We start from the raw sequence: 244 nt of genomic DNA, 5'->3' as shown, positions 1-244 counted from the left end.
CCCACACCAAATTCACTGCTGAGATCTATGTTCTGAGCAAAGATGAAGGTGGTCGTCATACTCCGTTCTTTAACAACTATCGTCCGCAGTTCTACTTCCGCACCACGGACGTGACCGGTGTTGTCACGCTGCCGGAAGGCACGGAAATGGTCATGCCGGGCGACAACGTCACGGTTGACGTCGAGCTGATCGTTCCGATCGCGATGGAAGAAAAGCTGCGCTTCGCGATCCGCGAAGGCGGCCG

The 244-nt window shown here is 56.1% G+C and carries 1 pseudogene; it reads left to right on the top strand.

Annotation, left to right across the window (positions count from 1 at the left end):
- Positions 1-244: pseudogene (gene tuf / locus B4E36_RS12380) on the top strand (elongation factor Tu); the annotation flags it as partial.

The sequence above is a fragment of the Martelella sp. UBA3392 genome (genome assembly GCF_002358775.1).
GTDB lineage: Bacteria > Pseudomonadota > Alphaproteobacteria > Rhizobiales > Rhizobiaceae > Martelella > Martelella mediterranea.
The sequence above is the reverse complement of the archived record's forward strand: the minus strand, read 5'-3'. Positions and strand labels throughout refer to the sequence as shown.